Here is an 18,879-nt window from a genome sequence, read left to right as displayed (position 1 = left end):
CGGGCGTGCTGATACCTACTTGTGGATCTTCGCCGAGGTCAGCTTGGCCGCGAGCTCTTCCTTCTGGGACTCGGGGACGCGCGTGCCGTACACCTGGAGGGTCTTGAGCTGCGTGAGCCCGTAGAGGGGCGAAGCGTCCGCGAGCCCGGAGTCGGAGACGTTCAGGTGCTCCAGCTTGCTCAGCTTGGCGAGCGGAGAGACGTCCGTCAGCAGCTTGCAGCGACCCAGACCGAGGTCAGTGAGCGAGGTCAGGCCGGCCAGGGGCGTCAGGTCGGTCACCTTGGTGTTGCCCAACCGGAGGCGCTCCAGCTGGGTCAGACCGCCGAGCGGCCCGAGCTCAGCGAGCTCCTTGCAGCCGTCGAGGTCGAGCTCGCGCAGGTTGGGAAGCTTCTGGAGCGGCGTCAGGTCGGTGACCTTGGTCGAGTCGATGCGCAGCTCCTTCAGCTTGGTCAGGGGCTCGAGCTGGGTCAGATCGCCGAGGCTGACTCCGGAGAGGCTCAACTTCTCGAGCTCTCGCAACCCACCGAGCGGGGTGACGTCGCTGACGTTCCGCGCCCACGACAGGTTGAGCTCTCGCAGGCGCGTGAGCTTCGCCAGCGGACCGAGGTCGCTCACATGGGTGTGGATGAGGACGAGCTTCTCGAGCTTGGTGAGGCCAGCCAAAGGCTCCAAGCTCTTGGTCCTGATCTCGAGAATCACGATCTCGCGGAGCTCCGTCAGGCCGGCCAGAGGCGACAAGTCGTTGGCGGGCATCCCCGCCGGGCCGCTCACGATCTGGAGGGAGCGTAGCTTCGGGAACGCGGCGAGCGGCGCGAGATCCCGAGGCGCGTCGACGACCCCCTCCGTCTGGCAGTTGATCACCGTCGTGTCTTTCCCGAGCTTCTTGCCGCAGAACTCGACAGGGTATGCGGGAGGCGAGGGAGCAGCGGATGCGGAGGGCGCCGCCGACGCGACCGCCGCGCTGGCGCTCACGCTTAGTGTGGCCACGGGAGCAACGGGGGGTGCCGGTGGGCTCTCGGCCTTCGCCTGCTGCTCCGGGGCTTGGCTCTTGGAGCACGCGAGCGCTACGACAGCCAGGAACGGCAGGCAGTATCGACGGGGCATGAGCTCCTTTCCAACGCCGAACGGAGAGCGCGTCAAGGCGGCGCGGCTCGTCAGCTCTTCTAGACGGCCACCGTAGGCGCGAACGGAAGGCTCGCCGCTTCGGACTGCTCTTCGGCCACGAGCGTCGCACCCCACCAGCGTGCCGCGTCAGATCCCAGCGTGTGCGCGGACGTCCACCTCACCCAGCGGTGGGCGCCGAGTCGCCCTCATCCCGACGACTTCGAGCACTGGCGACGCAACACGACCCCCTCGGCCGCGCTACTTGTTGCACGCGCTAAACGCGGCGTTGCAGCTCGTGACCATGCAGCCTTCGCAGGTGCCGTCGAAGGTGGCCGGCGGGCAGAGCTGCTGGGCACAATCCTTCCCGGGGCCCCCGCATTTCTGACAGACGCAGTCGCGAAGCGCCTTGTACATGTCCACCTCGTTCTGACAGAGCTTCGGATCGGTGACCGGAAGGTTGACGTAGATCGCGTCGATGCAGCGCACGCACCCGCTGCCGCCTGCGTCCACCGGCGGTGAGCCGGTGCAGCTACAGTCGACCGCCGGGCTGCCGCCGCCGCTGGGCGCGCCACCGCCGCCGCTGGGCGCGCCACCACCGCCGCTGGGCGCGCCACCACCGCCGCTGGGAGCACCCCCACCGCCGCTCGGGCCACCACCACCGCCGGTCGGCCCACCGCCACCGCCGTTGGGCGCACCACCGCCGCTCGGGCCTCCACCGCCGCTCGGAGCGCCGCCGCCGCTGGGCGCGCCGCCGCCGCCGGCACCAGAACCCCCGTCGAGCGCGCCGGTCCCGCTGCTGCCGCCCGTCTGTTTGGGCTCGTTCTCGGTCGTGGAGGTGCAGCTGGCGAGCTCGAGACACGACAGGAGCCCGACGCCGAATACGACCGTGAGGCGCGCGCGCATGGTCGCGATCCTAGCACACGCGATCCGACCCGGCGGTCGTGGTGGCTCAGGGATTGACGACGAACCGGCGCTCGCCGTTCTCGAAGAACGCGACGATCTGCCTGGCTGCGGCCAGGCCGGCGTTCACGTTGGCCTCGCCGGTCTGCGCGCCGAGCTTGACCGGCGTGACGTAGACGCGGTTCGAGTACTTCTGCTTGATGGTCGCCAGCGTCTCGGCCGAGGGCGCGATGTCGCTCGCGTAGCGGAAGTCCTCGCGCTCCGCCAGCACTGCCAACAGCTCGGCCTCGTTGATCACCTCTTTGCGAGCGGTGTTGATCAGCGTGGCGCCCTTGGGCATGCGCATCAGGCGGTCCTTGCCGATGGAGCCCTTGGTCTCGGCGGTCGCGGGGATGTGCAGCGAGACGTAGCGCGAGCGCTCGTACAGCGCCTCGACCGCAGCGACGTGCTCGACCCCCAGGGCCGTCATCGCGTCGGCACCCACGAAGGGATCGAACGCCAAGACCTCCATGCCGAAGCCCTTGGCGATGCCCGCCACGGCCCGGCCCACGGCGCCGAAGGCGTGGAGGCCCAAGGTCTTGCCCTTGAGCTCCGTGCCGGTGGTGCCGTCGAACAGGTTGCGCGCGCACATGACCATCATGCCCGCCACCAGCTCCGCCACGGCGTTGGCGTTCTGGCCCGGCGTGTTCATCACGGCGACACCGCGCTCCTTCGCGGTCTTGACGTCCACGTTGTCGTAGCCGGCGCCGGCGCGCACGACCAGCGCCAGCTTGGTCGCGGCGGCGAGCACCTCGGCGTCCAAGATGTCGCTGCGGATGATCAGCGCATCGGCGTTCTTCACCGCTTCGATCAGCGGGCCCTTGCCGGTGTACTTCTCGAGGGCGATGGCCTCGTACTTCGCTTCTTTCAAAATGCCGAGGATCTGATCCCGGGCTGACGCCGCGAACGGTTTCTCGGTGGCGAGGACGACATGCTTGGACACGGGGACGCCTCCTGGTCGGTGGCGTGCTCGTAGCGCGGCCCTCGGGCGCCCGCAACTGCCAGGCGTCACCCGAAGCGCACGGCGCGCAGACAATGCGCGAGTGGCGTCAGCCCCACTCGCAGATGTACTCGCAGAAGTCGTCGCCGCGCGCCCGGCACTTGGTGTGCGTGACGCGCGGATTGCGTCCGCCGCACATCTCGATGGCCTTCTCGTGCCAGCCGACGACGGTCAGGCAGTCGTACTTGGAGTAGGTCTTGCTCTGAAGCGTGCGGAGCACTGCCTTGCGAGCGCCGGAGGCGTGGTAGGTGCGCGAGCCGGTGTCGTAGTACAGGCGGTAGATCGCCGAGGCGCTGCGCAAGAGCCCCTGCGGATCGCGGCCCTGCACGAAGAGCTTCTGCGTGTCGCCCAGGTTGAACTCCGCCGATTGCGCGCCCATCTGCTCGAAGATCTCGTCGCCGCCGCCCAGCTCCGCGGCGATGGCCGCGTCCAGGTGCTCCCCCGCCTCGAACGGGTACCAGACGTTGGGCTGCACCGTGCCGGCGAAGTGCTTGCGGTCCTCCAGCGGGAGCGAGGCGAGCACGCGCTTCACCGCCTCTTCGCCCTTCGCCTGCCGCACGAAGGCCAGGCGCGAAAGCACGACGCTCCCCCGAATGGAGCCGGTCTTGGTCACGAGCGCCCCATCCTATCCAGGTTTTCAGCGCTCCACCAGGCTCTGGGGCTCGATGCTTCCGCTCAGCGTCTGCCCCGCCACCGTGACGTACAGGTGACCGTCGCTCCGCGTCAGCTCAAGGCTCAGGTTTCGCTCGACCCGCTCGGCGATTTCGTCGATCAGACGTTGCTCGATGCGAAACACCTCGATGGTCTCCACTCGGTGGATGCCCGTCGCCTCGCGGCGCAGCGCCACGAGGTCGGAGCTGGTGAAGAGCACGACCTTCGGCGCGGCCTTCGCGGCCTTGTGCAGCCGCTCCGCCGTGGGCGCCCCGACGTCGATCCAGGCCGTCAGAAGTCCAGTCGGGTCATGCACCGAGACCGGCGGCTCGTCTGTGGACGAGATGCCGCCTTTGCTGAAGGCGATACCGTCCTCGTAGGAGAGGCAGTAGGCCAGCGCTCGCGTCACCAGGTAGCGCAGGCTCTCGGACGGGTGCTGCGCCAGGCGCAGATCCAGGGTGGTGTACACGCCGCGGTCCACGTCGGAGAGGTTCATCTGCCAGCGGTACATCGTCGCGGTCAGAGCCATGTCTTCGCTCAGGGCCAGTCGGCGCCGATCCAAGCCAGCGCTTCGCGGAGGCGCTCTGCGCTCCCTTGGTCGAAGTAGTGCCCGACGTTGCCCATGCTGAAGTAGCGCGCGTCCACGCCGCTCGCTCCCAGCCGCTTCGCGCTCTTCTTGAGCTTGGCGGCCGTCGCGTCCTGCTCGCCGGCGACCAGCGCGATGCGTCGAATGCCGGCCTTGCCGAGCTGAGCGGCGCTCGGCTGCGTGCCGGCGTTCACGATCATCAGACGCTGCCAGCGCCCCGGTTGGCCGAGCGCGATGCGCAGCGCGGCGGGCGCCCCGAGCGAGTACCCGATCAGCACGCGGCGCCCGAGATCGACCGACTCCCGCTCCGCGAGCAGGCTCACGCTCTTGTCCACGCGCTTCTCCAGCTGCGAGCCAGTGCCGACCCACATCGCGCCGCCGCCCTCGCAGGACGCCGGACCGGGCGGGCACAGCAGCCAGGAGGAGCCCGTCGCGGGCTGGAAGACCGGGCACTCCCACTCCGGCAGCGCGCACATGCCGTGCAGGAACACGGCGAGCGGCCGGCGTTCCTCGGCCTTCGGCGCGTGATACCAGGCCGGCCGCTTGCCGCCGACCTCGAGGGTGCGGAACCCCGGCGTGGCGTCCCCGCTCGACACCGGCGCGCTCAGCGCGGTCGCGAGCGCGAGCACGGCCAGGGAAAGCGAGCGACGCGGCATGAAGCTCTGCTAGCTTTGCACGAGCGCGCCGACAATGCTGCCCCCGCTCGAGAACACTCCTCCCGCGACGCTGGTTCAGCCCAGCGGCTGGGCCTTCGGGCGCTACCGGCACCCCATCGCCGATCCCTCGCTGGGCAAGACGAACCGCTGGCGAACCAAGGAGTGGCATTACCACTCCGTGGTCAGCGACGAGTGGTTCCTCGGTGTCGCGCTGGTTCAGCTCGGCTACGTGGCCAACGCGTTCCTCTACCTGGTCGAGCGCGCCGCGCCTGCCAACCGCCGCGAGCACGAGGCGCTCTCCCCGCTCGGCCGCGCGCTCTCCTTCGCGCCCAGCTCCGTGCGGGGTGAGACGCTCTGGCAGCGCGGGCGGGAGCGCATCGCGATGCGCTATCGCGAGGGCTGGAGCCTCGAGCTCGACCTTCGGCTCGACGGCGAGCGCCTCTCCGGGGAGATCCAGATCGAGCCTCGAGAGTCGCTGGCGGTAGCGTTTCCGCTCGCGCCGGATCGCCCCGCCTACACCCACAAGGCCGGCGGGCTGCCTGCGCGGGGCGCGCTTCGGTTGGGCGCGCGGGACATCGACCTCTGCGGCGCGCTGGCGACCTTGGACTGGACGCGCTCCTTGGCGCGGCGGCACACGCGCTGGAAGTGGGCCTCCTTCGCCGGCCGCGGGAGCGACGGCCGGGTCGTGGGGCTCAACTTGTCGGCGGACGTCTACGATCAGCCGGAGGGCAGCTCCCACGAGAACGCCGCGTTCGTCGAGGGGGTGACTCACTCGCTCGGCGGCGTAGTGTTCGAGCTGCCGGCCGATCCGGAGCGCGACCCGTGGCACATCGCGAGCCGGCAAGGTGACGAGGTCAAGCTCGAGTTTCGGCCGCTCGGAGCGCGCAAGCAGTCGCTGAACCTGGGGCTCGTCCGGAGCGACTTCATCCAACCCTACGGCAGCTTTCACGGCCGACTTGCCCCGGCGGGCGCGGAGCCTGTGAGTGTGGATGGCGTGTTCGGCGTCGTGGAAAACCACGATGCGCTGTGGTGACGAGCGCCGGCGGCCGCTCCGCGGAGTAGAATTGCCTCGATGACGATTCCCGGCTTGGACCCCGAATCGGCCTTCCCGGAGCGGTTGGGTCGATACGAGGTGCTCCTGCCCATCGCGAGCGGGGGCATGGGACGCGTCTTTCTGGCGTGCTCCACCGCCATGGGGGGCTTCGAGCGCGAGGTCGCCATCAAGATCACGCACGAGCACCTGCGTGACAACTTGCAGTTCTTCACCGCGCTGATCGACGAGGCTCGCCTGGCCGGCCGCATCCGACACCCGAACGTGGTCAGCGTGCTGGACGTCGGCGAGGCACCGGACGGTGTGTTCGTGGTGATGGACTACGTCGAAGGCGAGTCGCTGGCGGGCCTGAGCCGCCTATTGACCGCTCGCGGCCAGAGTCTGCCGTTCGAGATCGCGTTGCGCGTGCTGGACGACGTGCTCTCCGGTCTCCACGCCGCCCACGAGCTCACCGACGCAGACGGCGTTCCCCTCTCGGTCGTCCACCGCGACGTCACCCCACACAACGTGCTGATCGGCATCGACGGCGTCTCGCGCATCACCGATTTCGGCGTGGCCAAGGCGGCGAGTCGCCTGACCAAGACCATGACCGGGGTGGTGAAGGGCAAGATCGCCTACATGGCGCCGGAGCAGGCGCGCACGGGCCCGGTCGATCGCACCTGCGACGTGTGGGGCGTGGGCGTGATGGCGTGGGAGCTGTTCAGCGGGCAGCGCATGCACGAGGGGCTGAACGACTACGCCCTGCTCTTGAAGGTCTCGAAGGAGCCTCCGCCGCGGCTCCGTCACGTCCGCCCCGAGTTGCCCCGCGCCTTCGACGAAGCTCTGGCCGGTGCGCTTTCGATGCGTCCTTCCGATCGCTACCCGACCGCCGAGGCGTTCGCCGAGGCGCTCGCCAGCGCCGCGCGACAGGCGGGCGTCTTCCCGGCCGACGCGCGCGCTGTGAAGGCCTTCCTGGCACCGCTGCTCTTGCCCGGGCTGGAGGCACGTCGCGAGTCCGCTGCGCGCATCCGCCGCCAGCGCCTGGGCGGGAGCATCGGGGACGTCGAGCGCCACAGCCGTCCGAGCGCGCCGCGCATCGAGGCGCGCTCGCCGGGCTCGGAGCCTTACGCGAGCGTGCCGCGCGTGGAGATCCCGCTGCCCAGCGCGCCGCGCTCGTCGCCCTTGGCGTCGGCGGCCACCGTCACCGACGCCATCGGTCCGTCCGCGCCGCCGAGCGAGGCGCTGACTCAGCTCGCGGCCACCGTGGTGGAGGTTGCGCCCAAGGCGCGCTCCCGAGCTTGGCTCGCGGGGCTCGCGCTGATCGTGGTCTCGGTCGTGGGAGTGGCCGTGAGCATGACGAGGAGCTCGGGCAGCCCCTCGGCGGAGAGCAACGCGTCGCCGGCGCCCAGGCCTGCCCCCGCAGCGAGCAGCGCGAGCCTGCCCGTCGTGACCCCAGCCGAGCTCCCCGTCGAGGCAGTGAAGGACGACCCGGCGGACGCCACCGCGATCAGCCCCGACGATCTCGGGCTCGAGCCCGGCGCCGCCGCCGCGGGCCGCCGCTTCCCGCGCGCGCCCGCCCTCGCGCCGTCGGTGTACGCGCCGCCGGAGCCCCGCGCGAACCCGTACAAGCGCTAGGCTAGAACCGCCCGCGCAGCGCGACCCCGCTCGGCCGGAGGCGAGCGACGTCCGTGCTCTCCGAGGGTGCGAAGAGCAAGAGCCCGACGCCGCCGGCGGCGGCCAGGCCTGCCACCCCCCAGGCGACGTTGGTGAAGGTGCGCAGCCGCTCGGCGCGGTCGCGCGCGTCCGCGTCTCGGTGCCCCGAAGCGTTGAAGTCGTCTCGCGCGCCCAGCGCCTGCACGCCGAGTACCACCGCGACCCCCGCGGCTGCTGCTCCGACGCCGACGGAGATCCAACCCGCGGTGGCGTAGTCGTTTCTCGACGAGCGCTCCGAGCGCGCCGGATCGGGTTGCGGCGCGCTCGGTTCGGCTGCCTCGCGCCGGGCCTCCTCGATCAGGAGCACCGTCGTGCGTCCGGCGGCGGCGTCCACCCGGCGCACGCGCGCGGTGCCGTCGCGCAGCCGGACGCCGACCTCGTGACGCCCGGGCTCCAGGTAGAACACCGCGTGGTTCGCCTCGAGCTCGAAGGGCGGCACGCCGACCCGGGCGCCCTCGGGCGCCGAGACCTCGATGCGCCCGAGCTCCGGCGCGAGCCGCTCGACGCGCGCACGCGCATCCGCGGCGGCGCCCGGCTCGAGCTCGCGGGCGAGGGCCACCAGGTACGCGGTCGCCGCCAAGGCGGTTTTTCCCGACAGCTCCCAGGCGAGGCCCGCGTTGTAGGCCGCGTCCGCGCTCGGCTCCAGGCGATACGCGCGAAAGAAGGCTTGCGCGGCCTCGGTGTACGCCTTGCGTCGATAGTGTCCCATGCCCTCGTCGAAGGCGGCGGCGGCCTCGGTCGGCTCGCTCGCGGCGGCAGACGGGGCCAAGAGCGCGAGCACGACGGCGGCGCTGGCGCCCAGCGCTCGGAGAGACATCCCGGGCATTATCCGCGATCTCAGCGGCGGCGGAAGCTCTTCGCGTCGATCCCCAAGCGGCGCAGCGTTTCGTACAGGGAGGTGCGGCTGGTCGAGAGCTCGCGCGCCGCCTGCGCCACGTCGCCGCCCGACTGCGCGAGCGCCCTGCGGATGCGTTCGCCGGGATCCTCGGCGGCCGGCGGGCGGGAGCGCGGCTCCGGCACGGTGAGCCGCGGCAGGTCCTCCAGCTCGATTTCCGCGTGGCCTCGCCGCTGGGCCACCGCGCTCGCCGCCGCAATCACGTTCTTGAGCTCCCGCACGTTGCCGGGCCAGCCGTGGAGCAAGAGCTGCTCCAGCGCGAGGACCGACAGCGCGAGGCCGGAGCCCGCCAGGAAGGCCTCAGCGAGAGCGCCCACGTCCTCGATGCGGGACCGCAGCGGCGGCAGCGAGATGCCGAACCCGGAGAGCCGGTGCAGCAGATCGCCGCGAAAGCCCCCGGAGTCGACCTGCTCGACGAGATCGCGGTTGGTCGCCGCGACGAAACGCACGTCCACCACGGACACCCTGTCTTCGCCCACCGAGCGCACCTCTCTGGTCTCGAGGGTGCGGAGCAGCTTGGCCTGGATGGGCGGGGTCATCTCGCCGACCTCGTCCAGGAACAACGTGCCGCCGTCGGCGGCTCGGATCAGGCCCCCGCGCGCCGCAGTCGCGCCCGAGAACGCGCCGCGCGTGTGGCCGAAGAGCTCGGCGTCCACCAGCTCCGAAGGCACGGCGGCGCAGTTGAGCGCGACGAAGTTCCCGGACCGTCCGCTGACGCGGTGGATGGCGTTGGCCACCAGTTCCTTGCCGGTGCCGGTCTCGCCCAGGATCAGCACCGGAGCCGGCGTGGGCGCGATGGTCGCGATCGAGTGCCGCGCATCGTCCAGGGCTGGACCTCCGACCAGGCCCGCGGCGTCCACCGGCGGCGCGAACCAGGGCGTCACGTCGGCGAGCACGAGCAGCAAGGTCCTGCCGACGCGGACGACGGAGCCAGGGGGAGCGAGCTGGCCGCTCGTCGCGATCGCGGCGCCGTTCAGAAAGGTGCCGTTCCGGCTGCCCAGATCCGAGACCCACAGCGCGGCGCCGCGGTTGTCGAAGCGCGCGTGGACGCGCGATGCTCCGGCGTCGTCGATCTGGACGTCGCCTTCGCGCCCGACGCTGGCCGAGGCCGGGACGGAGCGGGCGAAGGGCACGATCGGCCCCCGCGAGTACAGCACGACGACGCCGATTTCGGGCTGTCCCAACGCGGCGCGCTGCGGGTGCGTCGTGCTCTCGGTGATGGTGTCGGCCAATCACCCCGATGCTAGCCGGCGCTGGCGCGCGCCGCGAGCGCGGCATGCTATCGTGACGTCGGACAGCGTGAGAGCCTGGCGCTTCCCTCTGCTGGCGGTCCTGGTATCGGCCTGTACGTTCGAGCTGGCTCCGCTCGTGACGGACGACCCGTCGCTGGGCGGGGCTGCGGGCGGCGGCTTCGGCGGCGGCGCGGGCAGCGGCGGGGTCAACGTCGGCGGCGTCGCGGGCGGTGGGGCGCCGGGCGGTGGCGCGCAGGCGGGAGGCGGCGCCGGCGGCGTGGGCGCGACCGGCGGTGACGCCTCGCTCGGCGGCAGCGGCGGCGGCCCGCCCCAGGAGGGCCCGTTGGTGGGCGATTTCGCCCTGGGCTTCTACTACATCACCAGCGAAGACGATTTCAGCGGCACGAAGAGCACCAACCTCTACGACGCGAGCTGCGTCTTGATCACGAGCGTGAGCGCGTCCTTCGCGACCTCGCTCGCGCAGCTCGGCACGGGCAAGCTCTCGAACGGCACCGTGCTCTCGTACGCGGGCCCCTGCGCGTGTCCGACCTCGCCGTGTTACATCGTCGCGGACGCGCAACATCCCTGGGGGTACGGCGTACAGAACAAGGCCCTGGTGCCTTTCAGGACGATCGCCGTGGACAAGAACGAGATAGCCTACGGCAAGCGCCTCTACGTGCCGGGCTTCGACGGCATCACGGTCCCCGGGTCTCCACCCTGGGGCGGGTTCGTCCACGACGGGTGCGTGAGCGCGGACGACGCTGGCGGCACGCTCGCCGGAAAAGACCTGAGCTGGTTCGTAGCGCTCAAGCCCTACTACCAGAGCCTCGACGCGCAGATCACGCTCACCAGCGTGCTGGTCTACGAGGGCGGAACGCGCTGCCCGTGACCGACTATTTGGTCGCCCTCACGCGCTGGGCACGCCCGCCCAGCCCCGAGGCGCTGGCTCTCGAGGTGAGCGCTCTCGCGCCGCTGCTCGGCGTGGGCGCCTACGAGCTTCGCCTCGGCCTCTCGGCGCCGCTGCCCGTGGTGCTCCTCGAGACCCAGGACCCCGAGCGCGCGCGCTCGCTCCTGGCTGCGCTCCGCGCGCGAGGGCACGGCGCGGTGGCTTGCGACGCCGGCCACGTCGCTTCGTCGTCGGACATGCTCCAGCCGAAGACCTTCGGGCTGGAGCCGGACGCGCTGGTCTTCGCCGCTCCGGGTCAGGCGACGACCCGCACGAGCCACGCCGACGTGTTGGCGCTGATCCTGGCCACGCACGTCGTCGACCAGGAGAGCACGCAGGAGCTTCGCGAGAAGAAGCTGAGCCTCGGACGCGCCGCGCTGACCGGCGGGCTCGTGCGCTCGAAGACGACCACGGTCACCGCGCGCAGCGCGACGCGGGAGACCGAGCGCGTCCTGTTCGTGCTCCACCGAGCCGGCCGCGGACACGTGCTCTTGCGCGAGACGCGCCTGCACTACACCGGCCTCGGCTCGCGCATGGGCAAGAGCGCCACGGAGAGCTTCACCACGCTCGTGGGTGTACTGCGGAGCGCGTTGCCGCAGGCCCGCTTCGACGACCGCCTGCTCAAGCCGCGGGCGGGGAGCTCGCTACGGCTCTCGCGCACCAGCTCTTCCAGCAGCGTGACCACTTCCAACGAGCGAGAGCTCGAGCTCGGTGTACACCTGTTGGCCGTCGCGTTCCTGCAAGGGCAGCTCTGAGCCGCCCGTAGCGTCGAGCCTGCTCGACCTGCGGCGACATCGATCCGAGCGCCGCCGCGCCGGTGATGTGGGTGAACGCCTTCACCACCAGGACCAGCGGTACTGGTCCAACGCCAACATGCAGCTCTGGAACGAGGCGCTCACGGACGCCAAGGCCCGCTGGCCCAACCTGAAGGTCTTCGACTGGGCCGCGATCGCCGCGACCGACAGCACGCCGTTCGCCGATGGCATCCACCACACCAGCGCCGGTTACGCCGTTCGGAACGAGGCGATCGCCGGGGCCTTCGTCGGGTACTTTCCACCGTGCAGGTCCGGCGGGGCATCCATGGGCGCCGCGCCGCGTACCACGGGTAGATGGCCTATCGCGAGCCGACGGCAGGGCTCTTGGCGCGAATCGCTCAGCTGGAGCTGCAGCTGAAGGAGGTCCTCGGCGACCGGGACAGAGCCGGCGGCGGAGCCCTGGCAGTATTGCTCGGCGCTCCGCTGCGAGTGCAGCTCGAGCGCACGCTGCCACTCGAGCTCGAGCCCGAGAAGCACGACCTGGTCGTCGAGGCTCTCCAACGACGCTTCGACGCTCAGGGACAGTTTCTAGCGGTGGGCCGCTCGTGTCACTGGTCGCTCTTGACCTCTTCGAGTCAGCGCGACGTCAACGTCTCGCTGGTCGTGCGAGGGGGGACCACGACCGTCCGCGTCAGCGAACGGTTCAAGCACTTGCTCGGCATGTGCTTCGCGTGGGTGTACATTCTGGGCTTTCCCCTCGCGATGGCGATCCCCGCTTTGCTGCGATCGAGCCGCGTGACCTGGCCCGCCGTCTGGGCGCTCCTCGCGCTGAGCGGCGTGGCAGCCATCCGTGTCGCGTATTCCCGCATCGCTCGCGCCCGCGAGCGCCGACTGCGCGCCACGTTGCAGGAGTTGGCGGAGATCTCGACGAGCAAGGGCTGAGGCCGACGGTCGACCTGGATTGATGTAGTCTCCGCTCCAGCGACAACCTGCGCCGGTTGCGAGCCATCTACGTCGGAGTCACGGCGGTAGGGGTAGCGCTCAGCGTCGCGCTCGCCGGGTACGTCTACGCTGGCGGGGAGCTCATTCGCGGTGCTCGGCCCCGGTCAGCGCACCGACGTGAGCATCTCCTGACTTCGCGACAGCTGGCGATCGCCAGCGGCGAAGGCGAGTTTCGCCAGCCGCCCCCGGGGGGATTCCCCGAGAAGTGCGGGCCCTCCGCGCCGGCATGGCGAGTGCAATGCCTCGCGCATGCACCCCGCACCGGCTAAGATCCGTCGCGTGAGCTCGAGCTTCGTCGCGCTTCGGTACGCGGTCCGACCTCAGTCGGAGGCGTGGGTGCTCCCCGAGGGCAAAGTGCCGGAGTCCGTCCCCCACGATCGCGCCGCCGAGCGCCTCAAGTCCGTGCTCTCCGAGTGGGCGCGCGGGCTCGACCGCCCTGTGGCAGTCGCGCGCAACCTGGCGGTCCGCTGGCTGGAGGAGACGCCTCGGGTCGGCATCGACCCCGACGTGTGCGTGCTCGATCCGCCGCCGCCGGGCATCGACGAGGCCAGCAGCTTGTGCCTTTGGCGGCCCGGTCACCAGGCGCCGAGCGTCTGCTTCGAGATCGTGAGCGCCAATCACCCGCACAAGGACTACCGAGACGTCCACGAGCGCTACGCGGCCCTCGGCACGCCGGAGCTGGTGGTCTTCGATCCGCTCCTGGCAGGTCCGGCCTCGCTGGGCGGGCCGGTGCCGATTCAGCTCTGGCGGCTCGACGAGACGGGCGCGTTCGAGCGGGTGTACGCCGGTCCCGGGCCGGTCTACTGCGAAGGGCTCGACGCCTTCCTCACCGCTCGCGAGCGGCACTTGATCGTCAGCGACGACGCCCGCGGCGAGCGGGAGTGGCTCCCCGCGGTGGAGAGCGCCGAGCGCGAACGCGCGGAGAAGGAACGCGAACGCGCGGAGAAGGAACGCGAACGCGCGGAGAAGGAACGCGAACGCGCGGAGAAGGAACGCGAACGCGCGGAGCGGTTGCGGGCCGAGCAGGAACGCGCCGAGCTGGCGGCGCGGCTCGCGGCGCTCGAAGCACGGGTGGGTCTCGACGGGCCCAAGCACTAGCCGGGTGCACCGCCCCGAGCTGGCGCACCAAACCGGTGCGGCCCCGCGCACCTCCCCGCGTTTCTCCGGGGTTTCTCCTCGGCACGCCCTTCGCAAAGGGGGGCGGGCAGGAGGCAAGAGATGACGTTCAGCATTCGATTCTGGGGAGTTCGCGGGAGCATCGCAGCGCCGGGTCCGGAGACGGCGGGAGTCGGAGGGAACACGAGCTGCGTCGAGATCGTGTGCGGCGCCTCGCGCTTCATCCTCGACTCCGGCACTGGCATCCGTCCGCTGGGCGACGCGCTGATGAAGGAGGGGCCGGTGGAGGCCACCCTGCTCTTGTCGCACCACCACTGGGACCACATCCAGGGCCTGCCGTTCTTCACCCCCATCTACATCCCCACCACCAAGCTCACCGTGGTCGGGCCGCAGACGGACCGCCTCAGCAACATCGACGTGCTCGAGCACCAGATGTCGAGCCCGGTCTTTCCGGTGCGCCTGGAGGAGCTGCCGTGTGCGCTGGAGACGCGCGAGGTGATGGCGGGCGACGTGCTCGAGCTCGACGGCGCGCGCATCCGGGTGGCGAAGGGCAACCACCCGGGAGGCTCCTTGGCCTACCGCATCGACTACGCCGGCCGGAGCGTGGTCTACGCGACGGACACCGAGCACTACTCGTGCGTCGATCCCTCGCTGCGGGCGCTGGCGCTGGGCGCCGACGTCTTGATCTACGACTCGCAGTACACCCCCGCCGAGTACCGCGGCGAGGGCGGCCCGTCCCGGGTGGGCTGGGGGCACTCCACCTACGAGGACGGCGCCAAGCTCGCGCACGCGGCGGACGTCGGGCAATACGTGCTCTTCCACCACGACCCGCGCCGCACCGACGCGGGGGTGGCGGAGCTCGAGAAGAAGGCGCAGGCGCTGTTCGCGGGCTCGATCGCCGCCCGTGAGGGTCTGGTCATCGGGCTCTCGGGCCGAGCGGTCGCCGCATGATCGGGCACCCGCTGACCGGCTTCGCGGGGAGCCGCCCAGCCTCGGCTATGCTGGCGGCTACCCCGCTGTCCATGTCCCGGCTCTCCCTGCTCATCGACCTGGCTTCGCTGCTCGGCCGCGAGGTGGATCTCGACACCCTGCTCGCGACCGCCTGCGAGCGCATGGCCGAGTCGCTGCGCGCCGATCGCGCCAGCATCTGGCTGGTGGACGCCGAACGCGGAGATCTGGTCACCCGAGTGGCGCTCCTGCCGGAGGTGCCCGAGCTCCGGCAGCCGATGGGGCAGGGGCTGGCCGGCTACGTCGCCCGCACGGGTGAGACGGTGCGCGTGGACGAGGCCGCGAGCGATCCGCGCTTCGACCCGAGCGCCGATCGCGCGACTGGCTACCACACCCAGAGCATGCTGGTGGCCGCCATCCGCGAGCACGGCCGCGCGCCGGTGCGCGGGGTGATCCAGCTGTTGAACCGCCAGGACGGTCCGTTCGATGCGGAGGACGAGCGCTACCTGGAGGCGCTGGCGCAGCAGCTGGCGCGAGCGCTCTCGCTCACGACACTGCGGGCGCCGGACGAGTCGGGGCCCGGCCTGATGCTCCGCGGCCCCTTCAACCGCATCGTGGGCCGGAGCGCCGCGATGCGGAAGGTCTACCAGCGCGTGGGCCTGGCGGCGCAGACCGACGCCACCGTGCTCCTGCGTGGCGAGACGGGCACCGGCAAGGGCCTATTCGCTCGCGCCATCCACGTGAACTCGCCGCGCCAGGGCGGGCCGTTCGTGACCGTGGACTGCACCACGCTGCCGGCGCAGCTGGTGGAGAGCGAGCTCTTCGGCCACGAGCGAGGCGCCTTCACCGGAGCCGAGCGGCGCGTGCGCGGCAAGGTCGAGATGGCCCACGAGGGCACGCTCTTCCTGGACGAGATCGGCGAGCTGCCCCCGGAGATGCAGGGCAAGCTCCTGCGCTTCTTGCAGGAGCGCAGCTACGAGCGCGTGGGTGGCCGCGAGACGTTGCGCGCGGACGTGCGCGTGGTGTGCGCGACGCACCGCGATCTGGAGAAGCTGGTCGCCGAGGGCAAGTTCCGCGAGGATCTCTACTTCCGCATGCGCGTGGTGGTGATCGACGTGCCGCCGCTGCGCGAGCGCGGCCCCGACGAGATCGAGATCCTGGCGCGGCACTTCGCGGAGATGTACGCCGACCGCTACGGCCGGCCGGTGCCGGTGCTGGAGCCCGACGCGCTGGCCGTGCTGCGCGGCCACCGCTGGGCCGGCAACGTGCGCGAGCTGGAGCACTGGGTGGAGAGCGCGGTGGTGCTGTCGCCGGACGGGCGCATCGCGGACGAGCTCTGGCCGCAGTCGCGGCGCGGCGCAGAGGTCGCGGCGGCGGCCCTTGGTGCGCGCGACGGCGGCGTGAGCATTCCGGCGGGCCTCACGCTGGACGCTGCGATGCAGCGCTACATCCAGGCGACGGTGGACACCTGCGGGGGCAACAAGACCGAAGCCGCCAAGCGCCTGGCGGTGGGGCGCAACACGGTCGGGCGCGCGCTCAAGAAGTAGCTGCCAGATGCGTTCACGACTCACCGCGTTCGGACTGCTCGTGGCGTCGAACGCCGCGGCCACCCCGCCGGTGATCGACCGCGAGCCCGAGCTCGGGAGGGCCGCCCCCCTGGTCATCGCGACGGACGGCCAGCCGCCACCGCCGCCGCCGAGCTGGCCCCGCCCCGAGCGGAGGCGCTGGCACCAGGGCGTCGCGCTAGGCGTGGGCTTCGGCGCAGCCTTCGTCGAGGGTGTGGAGCAAGGCTACTGGGCCCGCATCGACGCGGGGGCGTACGACATCCAGCACCGCCGGCGCGGCTTCATCGGCGGCATGTTGACCGGGCTCGAGGGCTGGCGCGCGAACGGCGAAGCCTGGGGCGCCAGCCTCCCCTTGATCCTGTTCCTGGGCATCCAGTCGGACGCCTTCTTCAGCACGCTGGGGGGAGGCTTCGACGTGGTGCTGGTCGATCGCGTCGATCAAACGACGGGGTACGGGTTCTTCGCGCCCGAAGCGGATCTGAAGCTCGGCTTCGACCTGGAGGGCGTGCGCTTCCTGGCCAACGCCCGCGCCGGATATCACTGGCAGCTGGGCGCGGACGATCGCGGGAGCTTGCGCTTCGGCGGCGAGATCCAGCTCACCACGGACTGAGCCCGGCGCTACTGCGGGCGGCGCGACGAGACCGGCGCGTCAGGGACCTTCAGCACCATCATCACCATGTCGTGCTGGCCGCCGTCCGGGTCCGTGCCGTAGCCCGGGATCACGTGGCCGGTGAACCCGAGCTCCTCGAGCGTCTGCACTGCGTCGCGCTCCAGATCGGCGATCAACATGCAGACCAGGTGCCTGAGACCGCGGTTGGCGGCGATGCGCACGAACTCCTGCACCAGCACCCGCCCGAGTCCGCGACCGCGATACTCTGGATCGACCATCCACTTCACTCGCCCGACCAAGCGCAGCGGGCCGCCCTTTCGCCGGTGCAGCGTCGCCTCTGCCGCGATGCGTTTCCCGTCCAGCGCCAGCAGCGGGAACACCTTGTCGTAGTCGATGTTCTCGCCCCAGCTCTGGATCAGGTCGCGATCGCCGACGTCGTCCCAGGCGAAGCGCCGGGACTCGTAGGGGATGTGCTGGAAGAACTCGTAGAGCGAGCTCGTGTCCTCACGCTGCAGAGGGCGGAGCAGGACGCGCGAGCCGTCGCGAAGGGCAGCCTCCATCGGAAAACGTTCGGGCATCGCCCGAGCTTACCGCCGGGCGCGCTCGCGGACGAGACTCGCGGCCCCGAAAGGTTTGCGCGGCCCGGCTCAGCCGAGCGCCCCACGCACTCGCTCCGCGCGCACGCCGCAATACGGGCAGACGTGGCTCTGGGCCCCTTCGACCAGGGACGACGGCGCCCCGCAGCCCGGGCAGGTGATCTCCGCCTGCTTCACGTCCAGCTTCTCGCCGCAGCTGAAGCAGACCACGCACCAGGCGCCGGTGACCGCGTCCACCCGCGTGCCGCAGCGCCCGCAGCGCCGGAGCAGCAGCGCCGGTGGCGAGATCTCCATGTACGAGTCCCGCAGCTTGGCGTCGTCGATCAGGTGCTGCTGCATCGCCGGGGAGATCCACGACAGCCAGCCCTGCACGAAGGCCGAGACACCGATGCGCTCGAGCAGCTCCGGCGTCGCCGGGTCGGGGTATTTCGCGATCACGCCGGCCTGCCACATGCCCGACATGTGGGCGCGGTACTGCTCGCGAAAGGTCTGGTACACCGCCCAGAACTGCGCGTCAGGGAACTGCGTGCTCATCGGCTGCGACGCGATGACCATGCCGAAGAAGCTGAACGCCATCCCGCCGGAGCCGAGGAAGTGGGCATGGCGCAGCTCGGCGATGCGCAGGTTCAAGAGCTGAGAGAGCTCGGCGACGCGCGGGTCGAGATCGCGCACGATCATCATGTCCGAGTAGTAGTCGAGGTAACGCGCGCGGTAGTCGGGGCTCCGGATGCGCGGCGAATACGACGACGGGCAGAGCTCGATGTGCCGGGCGAAGAGCTGGGTGTAGAGGCCCTTCAACGAAGCGGTGTCGCGATACAGCTTTGCCTGGTTCATCGCCGGGGCCATCTGGCGCGCCAGCGCCTCGTAGGCAGGCCCCGGGAGCGCGTTGCCGGCGCTGCACGCGCAGGCGAAGTCCCAGTCGGCGAGCGCCCCGCAGAAATCGCAGTACACGTAGGCCGTCGGCGACGGCAGCTGCTTCATGCCTCCGCAGGCGTGGCACTTGGTGATGCGGACGCGCACCGCGGCAGCATAGGTCAGCGCGACAGCAGGAACCAGGCGGCTGTGGCGAGCAAGACCAGCACCAGAAGCGCCATGCGTAGGACGTCTCGCATGCGCCGCAGTCGTGTCTCGCGCGCCTCGCGCCGGTCGTGCTCGTCGCCGATGGCCTGCATCATGCCGGCGTGAGCGGCCACCGACTGCTCCCCGAGCTTCTGCGCAGTGCGACCGATCTCTCGAGCGTACTTCGCCCGCAGCCGCCCCTCGCGGCGGATCCTGGCCTCCTCCTCGCGGTCCGCCGGCGAGAGCGCGAGCTCGCGCTGGAGGTCGTAGTCACGCCGCCTGTCGGGATCCGAGAGCGTCTCGAAGGCCTCCTGCATCAGCTCGAGCTCGTCCTTCAGCTGGAGCAGCTCGCTCCGGTGGCGCGACACCGCGCGCCGCCGGTAGGCCCGGGCGATCTCCTTCTTGGAGGCGAGAGGGGAGACCCCGAGCAGCTGGTAGTAGTCGTGCATCGACCGCCCCGTGCCAAAGGGCGAGCA

General features: G+C 70.9%; 20 protein-coding genes and 1 pseudogene. 10 read left to right on the top strand and 11 right to left on the bottom strand.

Annotated features, from left to right (window positions below; genetic code table 11):
* Positions 1-15 precede the first annotated feature (15 nt).
* Entirely contained in the window at positions 16-1,104 is a 1,089-nt protein-coding gene (locus tag HS104_22415; protein ID MBE7482717.1) for a leucine-rich repeat domain-containing protein, read from the bottom strand.
* A gap of 550 nt (positions 1,105-1,654) precedes the next feature.
* Here HS104_22415 and HS104_22410 point away from each other — a divergent pair.
* Positions 1,655-1,762: pseudogene (locus HS104_22410) on the top strand (RNA-binding protein).
* 291 nt (positions 1,763-2,053) lie between these two features.
* Here the strand turns inward: HS104_22410 and HS104_22405 are convergent.
* The 4 genes from HS104_22405 to HS104_22390 form a co-directional block, all read right to left on the bottom strand.
* Positions 2,054-2,986, bottom strand: a complete 933-nt coding sequence (locus tag HS104_22405) for a 3-phosphoglycerate dehydrogenase (protein MBE7482716.1) — start codon at positions 2,984-2,986, stop codon at positions 2,054-2,056.
* A gap of 106 nt (positions 2,987-3,092) precedes the next feature.
* Positions 3,093-3,656: a TIGR02265 family protein gene (locus tag HS104_22400; GenBank protein MBE7482715.1), complete on the bottom strand. Its 564-nt coding sequence runs from the start codon at positions 3,654-3,656 to the stop codon at positions 3,093-3,095.
* Positions 3,657-3,680: 24 nt separating this feature from the next.
* Entirely contained in the window at positions 3,681-4,223 is a 543-nt protein-coding gene (locus tag HS104_22395) for a YaeQ family protein (protein ID MBE7482714.1), read from the bottom strand.
* Between the two features lie 8 nt (positions 4,224-4,231).
* Positions 4,232-4,936, bottom strand: a complete 705-nt coding sequence (locus HS104_22390; protein ID MBE7482713.1) for a hypothetical protein — start codon at positions 4,934-4,936, stop codon at positions 4,232-4,234.
* Between the two features lie 34 nt (positions 4,937-4,970).
* Between HS104_22390 and HS104_22385 the strand changes: the two genes are divergently transcribed.
* Both HS104_22385 and HS104_22380 read left to right on the top strand, forming a co-directional pair.
* On the top strand, positions 4,971-5,969 hold the full coding sequence (locus HS104_22385) for a DUF2804 domain-containing protein (protein MBE7482712.1): 999 nt from the start codon (positions 4,971-4,973) through the stop codon (positions 5,967-5,969).
* Between the two features lie 39 nt (positions 5,970-6,008).
* A complete protein-coding gene (locus tag HS104_22380) occupies positions 6,009-7,601 on the top strand; it encodes a protein kinase (GenBank protein MBE7482711.1) in 1,593 nt (530 codons plus the stop codon).
* A gap of 1 nt (position 7,602) precedes the next feature.
* On the opposite strand, the gene HS104_22375 is transcribed toward HS104_22380, so the two are convergent.
* Together HS104_22375 and HS104_22370 are read right to left on the bottom strand one after the other, a co-directional pair.
* Positions 7,603-8,496, bottom strand: coding sequence for a hypothetical protein (locus HS104_22375; GenBank protein ID MBE7482710.1), 894 nt, complete (start codon positions 8,494-8,496; stop codon positions 7,603-7,605).
* Between the two features lie 20 nt (positions 8,497-8,516).
* On the bottom strand, positions 8,517-9,806 hold the full coding sequence (locus HS104_22370) for a sigma 54-interacting transcriptional regulator (GenBank protein MBE7482709.1): 1,290 nt from the start codon (positions 9,804-9,806) through the stop codon (positions 8,517-8,519).
* Between the two features lie 67 nt (positions 9,807-9,873).
* Here HS104_22370 and HS104_22365 point away from each other — a divergent pair, with 67 nt between their 5' ends.
* Both HS104_22365 and HS104_22360 read left to right on the top strand, forming a co-directional pair.
* On the top strand, positions 9,874-10,695 hold the full coding sequence (locus tag HS104_22365; protein ID MBE7482708.1) for a hypothetical protein: 822 nt from the start codon (positions 9,874-9,876) through the stop codon (positions 10,693-10,695).
* On the top strand, positions 10,692-11,507 hold the full coding sequence (locus tag HS104_22360) for a hypothetical protein (protein MBE7482707.1): 816 nt from the start codon (positions 10,692-10,694) through the stop codon (positions 11,505-11,507). Before HS104_22365 ends, HS104_22360 begins: the two co-directional genes overlap by 4 nt.
* Positions 11,508-11,588: 81 nt before the next feature.
* Here HS104_22360 and HS104_22355 read toward each other — a convergent pair whose 3' ends face one another.
* Positions 11,589-11,738: a hypothetical protein gene (locus HS104_22355; protein ID MBE7482706.1), complete on the bottom strand. Its 150-nt coding sequence runs from the start codon at positions 11,736-11,738 to the stop codon at positions 11,589-11,591.
* A 123-nt stretch (positions 11,739-11,861) separates the two neighbouring features.
* On the opposite strand from HS104_22355, the gene HS104_22350 reads away from it, so the two are divergent.
* The 5 genes from HS104_22350 (at position 11,862) to HS104_22330 (ending at position 16,748) form a co-directional block, all read left to right on the top strand.
* A complete protein-coding gene (locus HS104_22350; protein ID MBE7482705.1) occupies positions 11,862-12,449 on the top strand; it encodes a hypothetical protein in 588 nt (195 codons plus the stop codon).
* 339 nt (positions 12,450-12,788) lie between these two features.
* Positions 12,789-13,607, top strand: coding sequence for a Uma2 family endonuclease (locus HS104_22345; GenBank protein MBE7482704.1), 819 nt, complete (start codon positions 12,789-12,791; stop codon positions 13,605-13,607).
* Between the two features lie 120 nt (positions 13,608-13,727).
* Entirely contained in the window at positions 13,728-14,576 is an 849-nt protein-coding gene (locus tag HS104_22340; GenBank protein ID MBE7482703.1) for an MBL fold metallo-hydrolase, read from the top strand.
* 71 nt (positions 14,577-14,647) lie between these two features.
* Positions 14,648-16,120 carry a sigma-54-dependent Fis family transcriptional regulator gene (locus HS104_22335; protein ID MBE7482702.1) on the top strand — a complete coding sequence of 491 codons (1,473 nt, stop codon included), beginning with the start codon at positions 14,648-14,650 and terminating at the stop codon, positions 16,118-16,120.
* Between the two features lie 7 nt (positions 16,121-16,127).
* Complete coding sequence (locus HS104_22330) at positions 16,128-16,748, top strand: hypothetical protein (protein MBE7482701.1); 621 nt, start codon at positions 16,128-16,130, stop codon at positions 16,746-16,748.
* A gap of 8 nt (positions 16,749-16,756) precedes the next feature.
* On the opposite strand, the gene HS104_22325 is transcribed toward HS104_22330, so the two are convergent.
* The 3 genes from HS104_22325 to HS104_22315 all read right to left on the bottom strand — a co-directional run bounded on the left by HS104_22325 (position 16,757) and on the right by HS104_22315 (position 18,852).
* Positions 16,757-17,326 (bottom strand): GNAT family N-acetyltransferase, encoded by a 570-nt coding sequence (locus HS104_22325; protein ID MBE7482700.1) that lies wholly within the window; start codon positions 17,324-17,326, stop codon positions 16,757-16,759.
* A gap of 69 nt (positions 17,327-17,395) precedes the next feature.
* Positions 17,396-18,364, bottom strand: coding sequence for a zinc ribbon domain-containing protein (locus HS104_22320; GenBank protein MBE7482699.1), 969 nt, complete (start codon positions 18,362-18,364; stop codon positions 17,396-17,398).
* A 14-nt stretch (positions 18,365-18,378) separates the two neighbouring features.
* Positions 18,379-18,852: a J domain-containing protein gene (locus HS104_22315; GenBank protein ID MBE7482698.1), complete on the bottom strand. Its 474-nt coding sequence runs from the start codon at positions 18,850-18,852 to the stop codon at positions 18,379-18,381.
* Positions 18,853-18,879: the final 27 nt, after the last annotated feature.

Source organism: Polyangiaceae bacterium, assembly GCA_015075635.1.
In the GTDB taxonomy this organism is placed as follows: Bacteria; Myxococcota_A; Polyangia; order Polyangiales; family Polyangiaceae; genus JADJKB01.
Note: the sequence above shows the minus strand (reverse complement) of the source record. Positions and strands in the feature narration are given on the sequence as shown.